Raw genomic sequence first — 15,363 nt, forward strand, 5'->3', positions numbered from 1 at the left:
GAAGGCCCCTTCTTTGTTGCGGCGCTGCGAACGCTTACGCGTCCGGAGCTGCCTTGGCCGTCGGCTCACTGTTTTCGTAGATATACAGTGGCTTGGACTTGCCCTCGATCACGCTTTCATCGATCACGACTTTGCTCACCTCGGACTGCGAGGGGATTTCATACATCGTGTCGAGCAGCACACCTTCGAGAATCGAGCGCAGGCCACGGGCACCGGTTTTACGTTCCAGGGCTCGCTTGGCGACCGACTTCAACGCGTCGGAACGGAATTCCAGATCCACGCCTTCCATCTCGAACAGCTTGGCATACTGTTTGGTCAGAGCATTTTTCGGCTCGGTGAGGATTTGCATCAGCGCAGCCTCGTCGAGTTCGTCCAGTGTCGCCAGAACCGGCAGACGGCCGACGAACTCCGGGATCAGACCGAACTTGACCAGATCGTCAGGCTCGACTTCACGCAGGGATTCACCGACTTTCTTGCCTTCTTCCTTGCTGCGCACTTCAGCGTTGAAGCCGATGCCGCCTTTGGTGGAACGGTTCTGAATGACCTTTTCCAGGCCGGAGAACGCGCCACCGCAGATGAACAGGATGTTACGGGTGTCGACCTGCAGGAATTCCTGCTGCGGGTGCTTACGGCCACCTTGCGGCGGTACCGAAGCGACCGTGCCTTCGATCAACTTGAGCAAGGCCTGTTGCACGCCTTCACCGGAAACATCGCGGGTGATCGACGGGTTGTCGGACTTGCGGGAGATCTTGTCGATTTCGTCGATGTAGACAATGCCCATCTGGGCTTTCTCTACGTCGTAATCGCACTTCTGCAGCAGCTTCTGAATGATGTTCTCGACGTCTTCACCTACATAACCCGCCTCGGTAAGGGTGGTTGCGTCGGCGATGGTGAAAGGAACGTTCAGCAAGCGGGCCAGTGTTTCGGCCAGCAGGGTTTTACCGGAACCTGTCGGGCCGATCAGCAGAATGTTGCTCTTGCCGAGTTCGACGTCGTCAGCCTTCTTGTCACGCTGGTTCAGGCGCTTGTAGTGGTTGTACACCGCTACGGCCAGAACCTTTTTTGCACGCTCCTGACCAATGACGTACTGGTCAAGGATGCCGCTGATTTCTTTAGGCGAAGGCAATTTATGCGCGCTGCTTTCGGCCTGTGCTTCCTGCACCTCCTCGCGGATGATGTCATTGCACAGGTCGACGCACTCGTCGCAGATAAAGACCGAGGGGCCGGCAATCAATTTGCGCACTTCATGCTGGCTTTTGCCACAGAAGGAGCAATAGAGCAGCTTGCCGTTGTCCTCGCCGTTGCGGGTGTCAGTCATTCGTTCGATCCAAATCCGATAGGCTTGCAACACAAGATGAAGGCTATTGCGGGCTTTTTCAAGCCCGCCGCTGATCGGACATGCCGATCAGGCCTGTTTTGCGATGCTTATATTAAGCTGGACGCTGGTTGATCACTTCGTCGATCAGGCCGTATTCCTTCGCAGCTTCGGCACTCATGAAATTGTCGCGATTGGTGTCGCGCTCGATTTCTTCGAGAGTACGGCCGCTGTGCTTGGCCATCAGCATGTTCAGTCGCTCGCGGATGAAGAGGATTTCCTTGGCGTGGATTTCGATATCCGACGCCTGACCCTGGAAACCACCCAGTGGCTGGTGAATCATCACGCGCGAGTTTGGCAGGCAGAAACGCTTGCCCGGCGCACCTGCGGTGAGCAGGAATGCGCCCATGCTGCAGGCCTGACCGATGCAAGTGGTCGATACGTTCGGCTTGATGAACTGCATGGTGTCGTAGATCGACATGCCTGCAGTCACCGAACCGCCCGGCGAGTTGATGTACAGATGGATGTCCTTGTCCGGGTTTTCCGCTTCAAGGAACAGCAGTTGCGCACAGATCAGGTTGGCCATGTAGTCCTCTACCGGGCCCACCAGAAAGATCACTCGCTCCTTGAGCAGGCGCGAGTAGATGTCGTAGGCGCGTTCGCCACGAGCGGACTGCTCGACAACCATCGGGACCAGGCCGCCGGCGGCCTGGATATCAGAGTTCTGCTGAATATAAGAATTACGGAACATGCTCTGCAGTCGCTCCCAAATAGTTATGTCTTGAATACGCATAAGCCAGCTCGAGAGCTGGCTTATGGTGTGCACTTCTAACGCAAAATCAATCAGTCGGCTGCTGGAGCTTCTACCGGCTTGACTGCTTCTTCGTAGGAGACCGATTTGTCGGTCACACTAGCTTTCTGCAGAACAGTATCCACAACTTGTTCTTCCAGCACAACCGAACGCACTTCGTTCAGTTGCTGCTCGTTTTTGTAGTACCACGAGACGACCTGCTCTGGCTCCTGGTAAGCGGAAGCCATTTCCTGAATCATTTCGCGAACGCGAGCTTCATCAGGCTTGAGATCGAACTGCTTGACCACTTCAGCAACGATCAGGCCCAGCACAACGCGGCGTTTGGCTTGCTCTTCGAACAGCTCGGCCGGCAGTTGGTCTGGTTTGATGTTGCCGCCGAACTGCTGAACAGCCTGCACGCGCAGACGGTCAACTTCATTGGACAGCAGAGCCTTTGGCACTTCGATCGGGTTGGTGGCCAGCAGACCGTCCATGACCTGATTCTTGACCTTGGATTTGATCGCCTGACGCAGTTCACGCTCCATGTTCTTGCGAACTTCGGTGCGGAAACCGTCGATGCCGCTTTCCTTGATGCCGAATTGAGCGAAGAACTCTTCGTTCAGCTCAGGCAGCTTAGGCTCGGACACAGTGTTGACGGTCACGGTGAACTCGGCAGTTTTGCCAGCCAGGTCCAGGTTCTGATAGTCCTCAGGGAAGGTCAGATTCAGAACGCGTTCTTCGCCAGCTTTAGCGCCAACCAGGCCTTCTTCGAAGCCAGGGATCATGCGGCCGGAACCCAGTACCAGCTGAGTGCCCTTGGCGGAGCCGCCAGCGAACACTTCGCCGTCGACCTTGCCAACGAAATCGATGTTCAGTTGATCTTCGTTCTGGGCGGCACGGTCGGCCACTTCGAAACGAGTATTCTGCTTGCGCAGAATGTCGAGCATCTTGTCCAGGTCAGCGTCAGCCACTTCAGCGCTCAGGCGCTCAACGGTGATACCTTCGAAGCCGGCAACGGTGAATTCCGGGAACACTTCGAATACAGCTACGTATTCCAGATCCTTGCCCGCTTCGAGCGACTTAGGCTCGATCGAAGGCGAACCGGCAGGGTTGAGCTTCTGCTCAACCACGGCTTCGTAGAACGAAGACTGGATGACGTCGCCTACCGCTTCCTGACGAGCATCAGCACCGAAACGGCGCTTGATTTCGCTCATTGGCACTTTGCCTGGACGGAAGCCAGCAATTTTGGCCTTTTGGGCAGTCTGCTGCAGACGCTTGTTGACCTGAGTCTCGATGCGCTCTGCCGGCACGGTGACGCTCATGCGGCGCTCGAGAGCAGTAGTATTTTCAACAGAAACTTGCATGGATATTCCTCGTTGCACAGACGTTAGCCGGCCGTTTCCGACCCCAGAATCAAGGGCATGCATTCTAGTGGGTCAAACTCAAGAAGTCACCCTACTGGAAACGGGTAAAAAAACAGCAGGCAATTTATAGGGAGCGCTGCACGAATGCCGTGCACTCCACAGGCGAATACAATTGATCAGGCCAGGGCTCTGCATCGATGCTTCTATATATAGAAGCAACTATCAGATACGCCCCGGCAGCCGTTTCAGCCAAACCGGAGCGACGAGCAGTTCAGCGCCATCCGATCCTTTAAAAGCGATGAAGTGCCCTGCCCCGCGACTCGGAATCGACTCTGGCCGGATTTCGAACCGCTAAAACAAAAAAGGCGCCAGACTGTTAAATCTGGCGCCTTTCGAAATATGGGGTGGACGATGGGGATCGAACCCACGACAACGGGAGTCACAATCCCGTGCTCTACCAACTGAGCTACGCCCACCATATTGCGTAACAAAAAAGCCAAATAACTTCTTTGTCGAAACCTCATCAGGCCCGAGGCACAGATGAAGCTTTATTTGGTGCGGATGAAGAGACTCGAACTCTTACGCCTCGCGGCGCTGGAACCTAAATCCAGTGTGTCTACCAATTCCACCACATCCGCGGATGAAGCTTTTAAAGCAAAGGCGCCAGACCGTTAAATCTGGCGCCTTTCGAAATATGGGGTGGACGATGGGGATCGAACCCACGACAACGGGAGTCACAATCCCGTGCTCTACCAACTGAGCTACGCCCACCATATCGCGTTACTTGTGCCAAAGCTGCCTAATGGCGCACCCGGCAGGACTCGAACCTGCGACCATCCGCTTAGAAGGCGGATGCTCTATCCAGCTGAGCTACGGGCGCCTTATTAATCTGTACTCTTAAAGGACTACAAACTAAGTGCTTTCCAGCGTCACAGAACCTTGATTCCGCTTCGCCTTCTTAACCAGTGCTAGGCTGTGCCCGACAAGTGCGACGAATAGTATAGAGGGCTCCAAAGGTCGTCAAATCCTTTTTGAAAAAAATTCATTTAATTAAAGGAGTTAGAGGAATTTGCTGACCAAGCGCCTTTGCCCTCACCGCTCGACATGCGAGAATGCGTTCTCATTTTTTCCCCTCTCGATGGTTAATCACGCGCAATGACTGCACAACTAATCGACGGCAAATCGATCGCCGCCAGCCTGCGCCAGCAGATCGCCCAACGAGTTGCCGAGCGTCGCCAGCAAGGCCTGCGCACCCCCGGCCTCGCGGTGATCCTGGTCGGCAGCGATCCTGCCTCTCAGGTTTATGTCTCGCACAAGCGTAAAGACTGTGAAGAGGTTGGCTTCCTCTCTCAAGCCTACGATCTGCCCTGCGACACGACTCAGGACGCCCTGACCGATCTGATCGATCGCCTTAATGACGACCCGGCCATCGATGGCGTTTTGCTGCAACTGCCTCTGCCAGAACATCTCGACGCGTCCAAACTGCTGGAACGGATCCGTCCGGACAAGGATGTTGATGGCTTCCATCCGTACAACGTCGGCCGCCTGGCCCAGCGTATCCCGCTACTGCGCCCCTGTACCCCGAAAGGCATCATGACCCTGCTGGAAAGCACCGGGGCTGATCTCTACGGTATGGACGCTGTCGTTGTCGGCGCTTCAAACATCGTCGGTCGCCCCATGGCCATGGAATTGCTGCTGGCCGGCTGTACCGTCACCGTGACCCACCGCTTCACCAAGGATCTGGCCGGCCACGTCGGCCGCGCCGACCTGGTGGTCGTCGCCGCTGGCAAACCAGGCCTGGTCAAGGGCGAATGGATCAAGGAAGGCGCGATCGTGATCGACGTCGGCATCAACCGTCAGGACGACGGCAAACTGGTCGGTGACGTTGTATACGAAACTGCCCTGCCCCGCGCTGGCTGGATCACTCCAGTGCCTGGCGGCGTGGGTCCGATGACCCGCGCCTGCTTGCTGGAAAACACCCTGTATGCGGCAGAAACCCTGCACGTCTGACCGGTCTTTTCCGCTGCAGCAGAACCCCGCCTCGTGCGGGGTTTTTCATGCCTGAGAACAAACTCGAACCGTTCGCCGGAAACCGCTCTTTTTACAGGCATTTTCACGAGATTTTCGGGTCTTTAAAACAACCATCGACAGTTCTTCAGCCATACTCCTAAAATGCGCCGGCTTTAAGAAATAACCCGTTACAAACTAACGGTATATCCAACCTTTCAGAGTTCGCCCGCGTGAAAATTCGTCTCTCGATTCTGAGCCTGTTTTTTGCTGTTACAGGCACATTCATCACGCCAACGATCAACGCTGCGGAAACCACCGCTGCCCCACGCGACGCTTCGACATTGAAGATCGCTTCCGGCAGCGCCCTGCTCATGGATATTCAGACCAACAAAGTCATTTATTCCAGCAACCCTGACGTGATCGTACCGATCGCCTCTGTCAGCAAGCTGATGACTGGCCTGGTGGTGGTGGAAGCTCGACAGAACATGGACGAATGGATCGATGTCGATATCAGGAACACCCCGGAAATGAAGGGTGTGTTCTCCCGGGTCAAACTCAAGAGCGAACTGCCGCGCCGCGATATGCTGCTGATCGCCTTGATGTCTTCGGAAAATCGCGCTGCCGCGAGCCTCGCCCACCATTATCCGGGTGGCTATGCCGCGTTTATCGCGGCGATGAACGCCAAGGCCAAGGCTCTGGGAATGACCAGCACTCACTTCGTCGAGCCGACCGGCCTGTCGGAGCGCAACGTTTCCACCGCCCGCGACCTGAGCAAATTGCTGGTGGCGGCGCACAAGCAGCCGCTACTTGTGCAACTGACCACCACCAAGGAAAAGACCGTGGCCTTCCGCAAGCCCAACTACACCTTGGGCTTTCGCAACACCGACCATTTGGTCAACAAGGCCGACTGGGACATAAAGATCACCAAGACCGGCTTCACCAATCCGGCCGGCCATTGCCTGGTTCTGGTGACGAAAATGGGCAACCGTCCGGTCGCCCTGGTGATTCTCGATGCGTTTGGCAAGTACACGCATTTTGCCGATGCCAGCCGTATCCGCAGCTGGGTCGAGACCGGGCGCAGCGCCGCTGTTCCTGCGGTGGCACAGCAATATAAAGCCGACAAGAATCTCAAAAGCCGTCAGAGCGGCGTAGTCGAAGCGGCGAAGTAGATCCAGCGGCAATGGAAAAGCCCCGAACGTTCGGGGCTTTTTTTCGTCTGCGCATCAGTCGTTGGGCAGCGGCATCTTGTCGTCATCGGGAATGCCATCGCCCGAGCTCGGCTCTGGCGAAACGTCCGGCGTCAGCACGTTTGGTCGCGCCAGCGGGTCGCGCATCGGACTGTCCGGATCCAGCACAGGATCGACCTCCGGCTCCGGCGTGGTCGGCACGCTGTCGGGTTTTTGGTCATCGAAGCTTGAATCGGTACTCATACGCACCTCACATCAAGGTTTCAGATCGGCCATCGGATCGTAGGGCTTGGCCGGTTTCTTCGGATCTTCACCGGGCTCGACATCCAGCGGAGCCTTTGCCGGGCCGACGGGATCGACTTGCGGATCGTCAAGATCCGGCGAATCCGGATCGAATCCCAGATCATCGCCCGAAGAGTGTTCGGATGAATGCGGGCCTTTCGGGGTTGAGGAATCTGCCATGTTGCCTCCTTGATACGCCCGCAACGCACGGGCACTGATCTTCAGAGGCTCGCCGGGCGCAGTCGTGCCCGGCAGATGACGAACGGAGCTCTACTGCGCCGCAAGCGCCTTTCGCGCCTGCGCCGCAGCGTTTTCTTCACCGGCCTGCGCCAGTTCATCGGCGGCTTTCAACCAACGGGCACGGTCGACGGATGCGGGAATCTGCGACGGTTTCTGAAGCAGAATCGCCCAGCCACCGGACTTCTCGAGCGCCGACTCAAAGCTGCCGAAATCCATCAATTGCCGACGATTCATGCCGGCACGCAGCAGGACCTTCTGTTTATTGCGGTCGTAGCCGGACAGGATTGCGTACCGCGGCTCGGCCCAGAATGCCGAACCTTCGCTGAAGCGCACCATGACCGGATAACCCGCAGCCACTTGGGTCAACAAGGCGGGCAGCCTGGCGTCCAACGGATAGACGACCAGGCCGTATTCGCGAGCGAGGTTCTGCATATTCTGCTGCAGTTTGTCCTCGGCACCCGGTAAGTGCAGCGGTTTTTGCAGCAGGCCCGGGGTAATGACGATGCCTTGTTGCGACAGCAAACTGGCCAGCACCTGCGGCCCACTCTGGTTCGCTTCGCCACGATAGAAAGTGCCGCTGAGTTCGACCCGTTCCGGCAAGCGTTTGACTTCCGGCGCCACATTGCCCGCACATCCGCCCAGCGCCGCCACGCAAACGGCGACCAACAGTGCACCGCGCACTCGAGAAAATACCTGCACCATCGTCACTCTCTTCCAGACGCCGGTCATCGTGTTCCGGCAACGCTCGCGATCATAGAGCCGCACCCGCCCCAGGTATAGCCTTAAACGGCAGACGCTGCGATTGCATAGAGCGAACTGATTGGTTGCTAACGACCTTTGGTCAATAGCTTGAAACACCCCATTGACTAGACTGTCACTGAAAGAGAGCGAATTGCGAAAAGCGGGCGCCCGATGCAGGGCGAAGAGGAGGCACCAATGAGCCTGACCATGACCATTGTGATGTTGATAGCCGGCTGGCTGGCCGTGGCGACGGCCATGTTGTGGGGCGTGCTGCGGATTTCACGGCGGCACCATCATCCGGTACAGACGCCGCCAGTCGATAAGACAGACAAGAACTCAGTGCGGCACGTTGCTGCGCACTGAAGATCAGCGAGATTTACCCTCACACCAGCGCCGGGCAGCGCTCTCGGCAATCGAAAAAACGTAAATAAAAAAAACCGCCTGAGCTTAAAAGCCCAGGCGGCTTTGGTGTGGTCAGCGATTAAGCCTGCTGAGCAACCTTTTTCTGCTTCGCCCGCCGCGACATCATGTTCAACACCTCGATGCCGGCCGAGAAGGCCATGGCCGCGTACACATAACCTTTCGGTACATGGGCGCCGAAGCCTTCGGCGATCAGCGTCATACCGATCATGATCAGGAAGCCCAGCGCCAGCATGACCACGGTCGGGTTGTCGTTGATGAACTTGGCCAGCGGATCAGCCGCGAGCAGCATCACCAGCACCGACGCCACCACGGCGATAATCATGATCGGCAAGTGTTCGGTCATGCCGACGGCGGTGATGATGCTGTCGATGGAAAACACCATGTCGAGCATCAGAATCTGACCGATAGCTGCGGCAAACCCGAGGGTCACGGCCGAGGCCGCAGTCTTCGGATCTTCCGGCGCCGGATCCATGCTGTGATGGATCTCGGTCGTGGCTTTCCAGACCAGGAACAGACCACCAGCGATGAGGATCATGTCCTTCCAGGAGAACGCCTGGCCAAGGATTTCGATCACAGGTTCGGTCAACTGCACGATGAAGGCGATGGTGCTCAACAGCGCCAGACGCAGGATCAGGGCCATGCCGATACCGATACGGCGCGCCTTCTGCCGATGCTGTTCAGGCAGTTTGTTGGTCAGGATCGAGATAAAGATCAGGTTATCGATGCCGAGCACGATTTCCATCACCACCAATGTGGCCAAAGCAACCCAGGCGGTGGGGCTGGCGGCGAGTTCTAACAGATATTCCATGGGTCAGTCCTGACTCTGTGTAAGACGGTTCAGATGGTCTTGGAGGAAGATTCGGATTCTTCAGCCTGTTTTTCCGGTGTTTCTTTTTTCTGGATCAAGCCACCGGTGGCATCGCTGAGCGCTTGCTCGGCGGCCCTATGGGTGTCGTCGATCGCTTGTTTGGCGGTTTCAGCCGCCGCACCCATCAATTGTTGAGCGCTTTTTTCGGCCTGATCGCAACCGGCCAGAACCAGTAAAGACGCAAACATCAATGCAGGGAATGTGTATTTCATAAGGTTTCCTTCGAATGAACAGACAGGCGCAGACACCGGCCGTCGATGGCTGGGCATTCTAGGCAGATGGACACTTCAGGAAAATTCGTATTTTTAGCGGCTATACTTCGGTTTTCACGAAGTGGCCATCACTATGCTCAATTACCGGCAACTGCATTACTTCTGGGTTGTAGCCAAAACCGGCAGCATCGTCCGCGCATGCGAGCAGCTGAACCTGACGCCGCAGACCATCAGCGGGCAAATTTCGCTGCTCGAACAAACCTATAACGTGGAATTGTTCCGCCGGGTTGGCCGGCAGCTGGAGCTCACCGAAGCCGGGCGTCAGGCCCTGCCCTACGCCGAGCAGATGTTTCAACTGGGCGGCGAGCTGGAGCTGATGCTGCGAGCGCAGCCCAACGAACAGCAGATCCTGTTCCGGGTCGGCGTTGCCGATGTGGTGCCGAAATCCATCGTCTATCGACTGATCGCGCCGACCATGGAGCTGAGCGAACCGCTGCGTATTACCTGCCGCGAGGACAAACTCGAACGCCTGCTCGCCGACCTGGCGATCCAGCGTCTGGATCTGGTGATTTCCGACAGTCCCATGCCTTCGCATCTGGACATCAAAGGCTACAGCCAGAAGCTCGGCGAATGCGGGATCAGTTTTTTCGCCACCGCTGAACTGGCCGCGCAGTATGGGCAGGATTTCCCGCGCAGCCTGCACGGCGCACCGCTGCTGATTCCCGGCGCGGAAACCGTGGTGCGCAGCCGATTGCAGCGCTGGTTCGCTGAACAGCAGATCCAGCCACAGATCGTCGGCGAGTTCGATGACAGTGCTTTGATGCAGGCCTTCGGCCAATCCGGCAGCGGGATCTTTATCGGCCCGAGCGTGATTGCCGAGGAAGTAAAGCGCCAGTACGGCGTCGAATTGATTGGCCAGACCGATGCGGTGAGCGAGTCGTTCTATGCCATCTCGGTGGAACGCAAGGTCAAGCACCCGGGCATCGTTGCGATTACCGAAGGTGCCCGACGCGAGCTGTTTACCGGGTTATGAAGCGCAGGCCTCACGCGGATTCAGCGTCATCAGCACCATGGCGAGGAACACCGAGAGCAGAATGAAGCCGGCAGCGGCGAAGCCCAGGAAGCCCAGGCCGGCACTGTCGATTACCCGGCCGCCGACAATCGCGCCCAGACCAATGCCGAGATTGGCCCCGGCGATGTTCAGCGACGCGGCAAACGCAGGCGCTTGCGGCGCGGCTTTCATCAGGCGCACATGGCTGACCAGGAACAACGCAGCCTGGGTCACGCCCCAGATGCCCATCGCCACCGCAAGACCCACTGGCGAATGTATGTTCGGCACCAGCGAAACCATGCCGGCGATCATGAACGCGCAGAACAGCACCGACGCTCCCAGCGGATGCCGATCCACCGCACGCCCACCGAGCGAGTTGCCAATCAATCCGACTGCACCAAACGCCATCAGGCACCAGCCGACCACGGTGCCATTGAAACCGGCGAGGCGTTCGAGGATGTCGGCCAGGTAGGTGTAAGCGGTAAACATGCCGCTGAACACCAGAATCGACAGGACGATATGTCCGATCATCAAGGGGCTACGCAGGATTTTGAACTGCGAACGGAAGCTGACCTGATGCTGGTGCAGACTGGTTTTCGGCAGGTAGACAAACAGCAGCAGGGCTTTGGCGAATGCGATCAACGCCAGAATGCCGAATGCGCTGCGCCAGCCGAACGCGTCGGAAATCAGCGTGCCGACCGGAATGCCGAACACCGTCGCGCAGACGATACCGAAGCCGATTTTGGCAATCGCACGACCGGCGAAATCCGGGCCGACGATATCCACCGCCGTTTCACTGGCCAATGCCCAGAACACTGGCAAGCCCAGCGCCGGAATCAAACGCGCAATGGCCATCACCCAGATGTTCGGTGCCAATGCTGCAACGGTATTGGCCAGACCGAACATGATCAGAATGCTGATGAACAGCTTGCGCCGTTCGAAACGGGCGAAATACGCGGTGAGGAACGGGCCGAACAGTGCCACGGTGAAGGCGAACAAGGTCACCAGCAGCCCGGCCTGCGGGATAGTGACTTCGAGGTCTCGGGCGATCGCCGGCAGCAGGCCGACAATGACGAATTCCGTGGTCAGCACCGTGAACCCGGCAGCGGACAACAGAAGAATAGGCAACAGCATGCGCAACTCCAGCAAAACGACGACACCAGCGATGACCCGGAGGTCCGCTGGCAAATTTGAAAATGAGGATGGCGAATCTTAACAGACTGTGTCCGCACTGAGTTGCCCAAAACTGCCGATCTGCCGGGCCGATCCGGTGGCAGATCGTCACAGGCCTGAAGGTTCACGCCTACGCTGTGATAAAGTCCGCGCCCTGAAAATCGTACAGCTGCTCAACGCTGCGTTTAGCCGCGCTGATATCACCTCGACAGGCGTTTCGTGACTGCCCACGACGCTTCGCACCCTATAAAAAACAGAGATGCCGCTATGACCGCTTCATCCCCTTCGTTACTGCAACGCCTGAAACGCCTGAGTCTGGTCAGCCAGATCGTCATTGGTCTGATCGCCGGTATTGCCCTGGCCCTGATTGCACCGGAGCTGGCGAAGTCCACCGCGTTCATCGGCAAAGTGTTTGTCTCGGCGTTGAAAGCCGTGGCGCCGATTCTGGTGTTCGTGCTGGTGATGGCCTCGATCGCCAACCACAAGCACGGTCAGGAAACCCATATCCGGCCGATCCTGTTCCTTTACTTGCTGGGTACATTCAGCGCTGCGGTGGTGGCCGTAGTCGCCAGCATGGCGTTCCCGTCGAATCTGGTGTTGTCCACCGAAAACGTTGCCGTGACCGCACCCGGCGGTATCGGCGAAGTCCTGCAAAGCCTGCTGCTGAGCGTCGTGGATAACCCGGTCAGCGCGCTGATGAATGCCAATTTCATCGGCATTCTGGCCTGGGCGATCGGCATGGGCATCGCCATTCGCCACGCCGGCGACACGACCCGCGAAGTGCTCGGCGACCTGTCCAACGGTGTGACCGTGATCGTACGCGTGGTGATTCGCTTCGCCCCGCTGGGCATCTTCGGGCTGGTGGCTTCGACACTCGCCACCTCCGGTTTCGGCGCGCTGCTCGGTTATGCGCACCTGCTCGCCGTACTGTTGGGCTGCATGCTCTTCGTCGCGTTGGTGATGAACCCGCTGATCGTATTCTGGAAGCTGCGCCGCAACCCGTACCCACTGACGCTGATGTGCCTGCGTGAAAGCGGCATTACTGCATTCTTCACCCGCAGCTCGGCGGCAAACATTCCGGTCAATCTGGAATTGAGCAAACGCTTGGGCCTGCACGAAGACACCTACTCGGTATCGATTCCGCTTGGCGCGACGATCAACATGGCGGGCGCGGCGATCACCATTACCGTGCTGGCCCTGGCGGCCGTACACACCCTGGGCATCGCCGTGGACATTCCGACCGCGATCCTGCTCAGCGTCGTCGCAGCCGTCTGCGCCTGCGGCGCTTCGGGTGTAGCCGGTGGCTCGCTGCTGCTGATTCCGCTGGCGTGCAGCCTGTTCGGCATCCCGAGCGAGATTGCCATGCAGGTCGTGGCGGTGGGCTTCATTATTGGCGTGCTGCAGGATTCGGCGGAGACCGCGTTGAACTCGTCGACTGACGTGCTGTTCACAGCGGCGGCTTGCCTGGGCGAAGAAGAGAAAGCTCAGCGCGCATGATCGTGCTGTAGGAAAAACGGGGGCGTGGGAGTTTTACAGATCGTTCCCACGCTCTGCGTGGGAATGAATCAACGGACGCTCCGCGTTCGGCTCTGGATGCGACGCAGAGCGTCCCGGGCTGCATTCCTTTGCTGCGCGTGGGAACGATCAAAGCCCGCCGAGGTGTTCACCATGGCGGGCTTTTTCGTATCCGGGTGTTTAGAACGCGCCCATGTAATCGCGTTTACCCACTTCAACACCGTTATGACGCAGCAACGCATAAGTGGTGGTGACGTGGAAGAAGAACTGCGGCAAGCCGTAAGTCAGCAGATACGCCTGCCCAGTGAAGCGCTTCTCTTTCGGCGTACCCGGGCGCGTAACGATTTCGATGCCTTCCTTGCCGTCGATCTGCTCTGGCTTGATCTCGCCGATGAAGGCCAGAACCTTGGCAATCAGCGCTTGCAGCTCGGCGAAGGTGGTTTCAGTGTCGTCGTACTTCGGCAGCTCGACTTCGGCCAGCCGCGCCGAAACACCTTTGGCGAAATCCACGGCAATCTGCACCTGACGCACCAGCGGGAACATGTCCGGGTACAGACGCGCTTGCAGGAAGGCGCTCTGGTCGATGTTTTTCGCGCTGGCGTGGGCTTCAGCCTTTTTCAGCACATCGCTCAGGGCATTGAGCATTTGTTGAAAAACCGGGACGGATGCGGCGTAGAGTGAAATGGTCATGGCAGTCTCATGTGATGGCTGGGTAATACGTGGTGGCGATTATAGCCATGCTTGATGACCGCACGACTTGCCTTTTGTTTGGCAAGGATTAGGCTAGGCGGCTTCGACTGCAGAGGGAACGCGCGATGAGCAACGAACAAGAATCCACCTCCGAACAGCTACGGCTCACTGCCACGGAAATCCGCATTCTGGGTGCGCTGATCGAAAAACAGGCCACCAGCCCGGAAACCTATCCGCTGACCCTCAACGCGCTGGTGCTGGCCTGCAATCAGAAAACCAGCCGCGAGCCGGTGATGAACCTCAATCCGGGCCAGGTCGGCCAGAGCCTGCGGGCGCTGGAAGGTCGCGGTTTTACCCGGCTGGTCATGGGCAGCCGCGCCGACCGCTGGGAGCACAAGGTCGACAAGGCGCTGGAGCTGGTGCCGGCGCAGGTGATTCTGACTGGCCTGATGTTTCTGCGCGGCCCGCAGACCGTCAACGAACTGCTGACCCGCAGCGCACGCATGCACGAGTTCGAGGACGCCGAGCAAGTGGTGCATCAGCTTGAACGCCTGATCGCCCGCGGACTGGCGGTACTGATTCCGCGTCAGTCCGGGCAGCGCGAGGATCGCTACACCCACGCGCTGGGCGATCCGGCGGACATCGAGGCGATATTGGCGGCGCGGCAGAATCCCGCAGAGCGTTCGAGCGGCGGCGTCTCGCTGGAGCGTATCGAAGAACTCGAGGCCCGCATCGCGGCACTGGAAGAACGCCTGGCCCGCCTCGAATAACCAACACAGTTCAACTGTGGGAGCGGGCTTGCTCGCGAATGCGGTGTGTCATTCAAAGGTGATTTGACTGATCCACCGCATTCGCGAGCAAGCCCGCTGCCACAGGGGATTATTCATTCAATTCAGGATCTGTGCGCTATTCGCCGTCCCAGTAATCCACGCCATCCACCTGTCGCGCGACGGCGACAAATCCCGTGGGATTGCCCTCTGCATCAACCGCGAAGTTATCCATCACCGCATATTTGTTCGAATCCGGATACTCGCAAATCTCAGGTTGCTGCTGGGTGCTGATCGCCAGATAACGCAATTCGCCGGCGCTGTTATTGATGATCTGATGGGCCTTCTCCGGCCCGCCCGGTGGGCAGGCGACCACATCACCGGCGCGGATCGGAAAACGCTCGCCTCCCAACCGCACTTCGCCCTCCCCGGCCACCACGTAGAACATTTCCTCATTGACCCGATGACTGTGGAATGGACTGCCGCGCATGCCGGGTGGCAGCACATACAGACGATAACCGAGTTTTTGCGCACCCAGTTGCTGACCGATCCGCGCGATACGCTGCTGATAGCGCCCGGCGGTTTCGCCTTCAGGGGCCAGGGCTTCGGGCAAAGCTTGAAGTTCGACCTCGTTGAGATTAATGATCGGCGGATGCATGGGCGGCCTCGGTTATGGTTTTTGTGGTGGGCAGGTGTGTGTTTGCCGGCCTTGAATAATAGACAACCAGATAAACC

The 15,363-nt window shown here is 58.0% G+C and carries 17 protein-coding genes and 4 tRNA genes; 6 read left to right on the top strand and 15 right to left on the bottom strand.

The window, feature by feature from the left end:
* Window positions 1-34: 34 nt before the first annotated feature.
* From clpX to ACP7D9_RS23680, 7 genes are all read right to left on the bottom strand, one after another.
* A complete protein-coding gene (gene clpX, locus ACP7D9_RS23650; RefSeq protein WP_016775335.1) occupies window positions 35-1,318 on the bottom strand; it encodes an ATP-dependent Clp protease ATP-binding subunit ClpX in 1,284 nt (427 codons plus the stop codon).
* A 112-nt stretch (window positions 1,319-1,430) separates the two neighbouring features.
* Entirely contained in the window at window positions 1,431-2,066 is a 636-nt protein-coding gene (gene clpP / locus ACP7D9_RS23655) for an ATP-dependent Clp endopeptidase proteolytic subunit ClpP (RefSeq protein WP_016775336.1), read from the bottom strand.
* A gap of 92 nt (window positions 2,067-2,158) precedes the next feature.
* Entirely contained in the window at window positions 2,159-3,469 is a 1,311-nt protein-coding gene (gene tig / locus ACP7D9_RS23660; protein ID WP_016775337.1) for a trigger factor, read from the bottom strand.
* A 400-nt stretch (window positions 3,470-3,869) separates the two neighbouring features.
* Window positions 3,870-3,945: transfer RNA gene (locus tag ACP7D9_RS23665), tRNA-His, on the bottom strand.
* Window positions 3,946-4,022: 77 nt separating this feature from the next.
* Window positions 4,023-4,107, bottom strand: a tRNA-Leu gene (locus ACP7D9_RS23670).
* 57 nt (window positions 4,108-4,164) lie between these two features.
* Window positions 4,165-4,240: transfer RNA gene (locus ACP7D9_RS23675), tRNA-His, on the bottom strand.
* A 32-nt stretch (window positions 4,241-4,272) separates the two neighbouring features.
* A tRNA-Arg gene (locus tag ACP7D9_RS23680) sits at window positions 4,273-4,349 on the bottom strand.
* Between the two features lie 275 nt (window positions 4,350-4,624).
* Between ACP7D9_RS23680 and folD the strand changes: the two genes are divergently transcribed.
* Both folD and pbpG read left to right on the top strand, forming a co-directional pair.
* Window positions 4,625-5,479 carry a bifunctional methylenetetrahydrofolate dehydrogenase/methenyltetrahydrofolate cyclohydrolase FolD gene (gene folD, locus ACP7D9_RS23685; protein ID WP_101159166.1) on the top strand — a complete coding sequence of 285 codons (855 nt, stop codon included), beginning with the start codon at window positions 4,625-4,627 and terminating at the stop codon, window positions 5,477-5,479.
* A gap of 230 nt (window positions 5,480-5,709) precedes the next feature.
* On the top strand, window positions 5,710-6,648 hold the full coding sequence (gene pbpG, locus ACP7D9_RS23690; protein WP_426159768.1) for a D-alanyl-D-alanine endopeptidase: 939 nt from the start codon (window positions 5,710-5,712) through the stop codon (window positions 6,646-6,648).
* Between the two features lie 54 nt (window positions 6,649-6,702).
* Here the strand turns inward: pbpG and ACP7D9_RS23695 are convergent, their stop codons facing one another.
* The 3 genes from ACP7D9_RS23695 to ACP7D9_RS23705 form a co-directional block, all read right to left on the bottom strand.
* The gene (locus ACP7D9_RS23695) at window positions 6,703-6,909 is read right to left on the bottom strand and encodes a hypothetical protein (RefSeq protein WP_101159168.1); all 207 of its coding nucleotides are present in this window, start codon (window positions 6,907-6,909) and stop codon (window positions 6,703-6,705) included.
* 12 nt (window positions 6,910-6,921) lie between these two features.
* A complete protein-coding gene (locus ACP7D9_RS23700; RefSeq protein WP_101159169.1) occupies window positions 6,922-7,128 on the bottom strand; it encodes a DUF6021 family protein in 207 nt (68 codons plus the stop codon).
* A 90-nt stretch (window positions 7,129-7,218) separates the two neighbouring features.
* Window positions 7,219-7,890: a hypothetical protein gene (locus tag ACP7D9_RS23705; RefSeq protein WP_101159170.1), complete on the bottom strand. Its 672-nt coding sequence runs from the start codon at window positions 7,888-7,890 to the stop codon at window positions 7,219-7,221.
* 234 nt (window positions 7,891-8,124) lie between these two features.
* Between ACP7D9_RS23705 and ACP7D9_RS23710 the strand changes: the two genes are divergently transcribed.
* The gene (locus ACP7D9_RS23710; protein WP_426159769.1) at window positions 8,125-8,292 is read left to right on the top strand and encodes a hypothetical protein; all 168 of its coding nucleotides are present in this window, start codon (window positions 8,125-8,127) and stop codon (window positions 8,290-8,292) included.
* 118 nt (window positions 8,293-8,410) lie between these two features.
* On the opposite strand, the gene ACP7D9_RS23715 is transcribed toward ACP7D9_RS23710, so the two are convergent.
* Complete coding sequence (locus tag ACP7D9_RS23715) at window positions 8,411-9,160, bottom strand: TerC family protein (protein WP_426159770.1); 750 nt, start codon at window positions 9,158-9,160, stop codon at window positions 8,411-8,413.
* Between the two features lie 29 nt (window positions 9,161-9,189).
* Entirely contained in the window at window positions 9,190-9,432 is a 243-nt protein-coding gene (locus tag ACP7D9_RS23720) for a hypothetical protein (protein ID WP_426159771.1), read from the bottom strand.
* A gap of 133 nt (window positions 9,433-9,565) precedes the next feature.
* Here ACP7D9_RS23720 and nhaR point away from each other — a divergent pair, with 133 nt between their 5' ends.
* Window positions 9,566-10,465, top strand: coding sequence for a transcriptional activator NhaR (nhaR, locus tag ACP7D9_RS23725; protein WP_042609159.1), 900 nt, complete (start codon window positions 9,566-9,568; stop codon window positions 10,463-10,465).
* Here the strand turns inward: nhaR and ACP7D9_RS23730 are convergent.
* The gene (locus ACP7D9_RS23730) at window positions 10,460-11,617 is read right to left on the bottom strand and encodes an MFS transporter (protein ID WP_101159172.1); all 1,158 of its coding nucleotides are present in this window, start codon (window positions 11,615-11,617) and stop codon (window positions 10,460-10,462) included. The two genes, nhaR and ACP7D9_RS23730, sit on opposite strands and share 6 nt — an antisense overlap.
* Window positions 11,618-11,923: 306 nt before the next feature.
* On the opposite strand from ACP7D9_RS23730, the gene sstT reads away from it, so the two are divergent.
* Window positions 11,924-13,153: a serine/threonine transporter SstT gene (gene sstT / locus ACP7D9_RS23735; protein ID WP_426159772.1), complete on the top strand. Its 1,230-nt coding sequence runs from the start codon at window positions 11,924-11,926 to the stop codon at window positions 13,151-13,153.
* A gap of 198 nt (window positions 13,154-13,351) precedes the next feature.
* On the opposite strand, the gene ACP7D9_RS23740 is transcribed toward sstT, so the two are convergent.
* The gene (locus ACP7D9_RS23740; protein ID WP_101159174.1) at window positions 13,352-13,861 is read right to left on the bottom strand and encodes a DUF1993 domain-containing protein; all 510 of its coding nucleotides are present in this window, start codon (window positions 13,859-13,861) and stop codon (window positions 13,352-13,354) included.
* Window positions 13,862-13,986: 125 nt separating this feature from the next.
* On the opposite strand from ACP7D9_RS23740, the gene ACP7D9_RS23745 reads away from it, so the two are divergent.
* Window positions 13,987-14,631: a YceH family protein gene (locus ACP7D9_RS23745; RefSeq protein ID WP_426159773.1), complete on the top strand. Its 645-nt coding sequence runs from the start codon at window positions 13,987-13,989 to the stop codon at window positions 14,629-14,631.
* Window positions 14,632-14,767: 136 nt separating this feature from the next.
* Here ACP7D9_RS23745 and ACP7D9_RS23750 read toward each other — a convergent pair whose 3' ends face one another.
* Window positions 14,768-15,286, bottom strand: coding sequence for a cupin domain-containing protein (locus ACP7D9_RS23750; RefSeq protein WP_313002054.1), 519 nt, complete (start codon window positions 15,284-15,286; stop codon window positions 14,768-14,770).
* Window positions 15,287-15,363 lie beyond the last annotated feature (77 nt).

Source organism: Pseudomonas sp. TSRC2-2, from assembly GCF_049897785.1.
Classification (GTDB): domain Bacteria; phylum Pseudomonadota; class Gammaproteobacteria; order Pseudomonadales; family Pseudomonadaceae; genus Aquipseudomonas.